We start from the raw sequence: 2,490 nt of genomic DNA on the forward strand, positions 1-2,490 counted from the left end.
GGCGGGGCGGCTGCGGGCGTGCGCACGGCGCGCGGACGGCGCGGGGAACCCGGTGCGCCGGGCCGTAGGGTCGTCGGCATGGACTTGACGCTCGATGCCGCACGGCTCACCGCCCAGCTCGTCGACACCGCCTCCGTCAGCGGCGAGGAGAAGCAGCTCGCCGACTCCGTCGAGACCGCGCTGCGGCGCCTCGGCCACCTGGAGGTCGACCGCGACGGCGACGCCGTCGTCGCCCGGACCCGGCTGGGCCGCGCCGAGCGCGTCGTGCTCGCCGGGCACCTCGACACCGTGCCCATCGCCGGCAACGTACCCTCGCGCCTCGACGGCACGTACGAGGACGGCGTCCTGTGGGGCTGCGGCACCTCCGACATGAAGGCCGGCGTCGCCGTCCAACTGCGCATCGCCGCCACCGTGCCCGCGCCCAACCGCGACCTCACGTTCGTCTTCTACGACAACGAGGAGGTCGACGCCTCCCGCAACGGCCTGCGCCGGCTCGCCGAGCACCACCCCGACTGGCTCGCAGGCGACTTCGCCGTGCTGCTGGAGCCGTCCGACGGCGAGATCGAGGGCGGCTGCCAGGGGACGCTGCGCGTCGTCCTCCGTACAGAGGGCGAACGCGCGCACTCCGCGCGCAGCTGGCTCGGCGCCAACGCCATCCACGCCGCCGCCCCCGCGCTGGCCCGGCTCGCGGCGTACGAACCGCGGCACGCCGTCATCGACGGCCTGGAGTACCGCGAGGGCCTCAACGCCGTCCGCGTCTCCGGCGGCGTCGCCGGCAACGTCGTGCCCGACGTCTGCGAGGTCACCGTCAACTTCCGCTACGCCCCGGACCGCTCGGAGGAGCAGGCGATCGCCTTCGTACGGGAGTACTTCGACGGCTGCGGCGTCGCCGGGATCACGGTGGCGGACAGCTCCCCGGGCGCGCTGCCGGGCCTGGCCCACCCCGCGGCCGCCGCGTTCACCGCCGCGGTCGGCGGCACCCCGCGGCCGAAGTACGGCTGGACGGACGTCGCCCGCTTCACGGCGCTCGGCGTGCCCGCGGTGAACTACGGACCCGGCGACCCGAACTACGCGCACAAGCGCGACGAGCACGTGCACACGGCCCGTATCCACCACTGCGAGGAGCGGCTGCGGGCCTGGCTCACCGCGTGAGCGCGGGCCGCGTCACCGGCTGTTCCGCCGTGGTTCCTGCCGGGGTTCACATGCCTTCGGGCGGCTTCGCCTAGCCTGGGCCCGGAGATCGTCGTACGGGAGGCTTCGTACGGGGAGAGTCTTACGGGAACACGAGGAACACGACGAAGGGAGCCGCCCGTGGCCAACCGCGAGGAGTTCGAGGAGCAGCGGCTCGGCCCCGTCATCCGCCGCCGCAGCCGCATCCAGAGCGGGACGATGGACCAGCACCTGCTGGACACCCGGGAGCGGGCCGCCGAGTACGTGCACGAGGACCCGTGGCGGGTGCTGCGGATGCAGGCGGAGTTCGTCGAGGGGTTCGGCGCGCTCGCCGAGGTGGGGCCGGCGATCAGCGTCTTCGGCTCGGCCCGTACGGCACCCGACAGCGAGGAGTACGCGCGGGGCGTCGCGATCGGCAAGGGGCTGGTGGACGCCGGCTTCGGGGTGATCACCGGCGGCGGGCCCGGCGTGATGGAGGCGGCGAACAAGGGCGCCCTGGAGGCCGGCGGGCTGTCCGTGGGGCTGGGCATCGAGCTGCCCTTCGAGCAGGGGCTCAACAGGTATGTCGACCTGGGCGTGAACTTCCGCTACTTCTTCGTGCGCAAGACGTGTTTCGTGAAGTACTCCCAGGGCTTCGTGGTGCTGCCCGGCGGCTTCGGCACGATGGACGAGCTGTTCGAGGCGCTGACCCTGGTGCAGACGAAGAAGGTGACCCGGTTCCCGATCGTCCTCTTCGGCAGCGAGTACTGGGGCGGGCTCGTCGACTGGCTGCGCAAGACGGTCGTGGAGGGCGGCAAGGCCGCGGAGCGGGACCTCGACCTGTTCCACATCACGGACGACGTCTCCGAGGCCGTGGGGCTGGTCACGAAGGAGACGCCGTAGGACCCGTACGGGCCCCTGCGGTACGGCGGAACGCTAGGCGAGCCCGCGGCGGGCGACCGCCGGCGGGCGGTGGCCGGCGATGGCGGCCACCATGTCCAGCACCTGCCGGGTCTCGGCCACCTCGTGCACCCGGTACACCTGCGCCCCCAGCCACGCCGAGACCGCCGTGGTGGCGAGCGTGCCGACCAGCCGCTCCTTGACCGGCTTGTCCAGCGTCTCGCCGACGAAGTCCTTGTTCGACAGCGAGACGAGCACGGGCCAGCCCGCCGCCGTCATCTCGCCGAGCCGGCGGGTGGCCTCCAGCGAGTGCCGGGTGTTCTTGCCGAAGTCGTGCCCGGGGTCGATCAGGATCCCGTCGCGGCGTACGCCCAGCTCCGCGGCCCGCTCCGCGAGCCCCAGGGTGACCCGCAGGATGTCGGCCACCACGTCGTCGTACGC

The 2,490-nt window shown here is 73.2% G+C and carries 3 protein-coding genes; 2 read left to right on the forward strand and 1 reads right to left on the reverse strand.

Going from position 1 to position 2,490, the window contains the following annotated elements; translation table 11 throughout:
• Positions 1-78 precede the first annotated feature (78 nt).
• Complete coding sequence (gene dapE / locus H5J30_RS27000; RefSeq protein ID WP_181789936.1) at positions 79-1,152, forward strand: succinyl-diaminopimelate desuccinylase; 1,074 nt, start codon at positions 79-81, stop codon at positions 1,150-1,152.
• A 159-nt stretch (positions 1,153-1,311) separates the two neighbouring features.
• Positions 1,312-2,052, forward strand: a complete 741-nt coding sequence (locus H5J30_RS27005; protein ID WP_181789937.1) for an LOG family protein — start codon at positions 1,312-1,314, stop codon at positions 2,050-2,052.
• Positions 2,053-2,085: 33 nt separating this feature from the next.
• Here H5J30_RS27005 and H5J30_RS27010 read toward each other — a convergent pair.
• The coding region (locus H5J30_RS27010; RefSeq protein ID WP_181789938.1) for a dihydropteroate synthase at positions 2,086-2,490 on the reverse strand (405 nt) is incomplete at its 5' end.

Origin of the sequence: Streptomyces phytophilus, from assembly GCF_013870535.1 — a bacterium.
Lineage (GTDB): Bacteria > Actinomycetota > Actinomycetes > Streptomycetales > Streptomycetaceae > Streptomyces > Streptomyces phytophilus.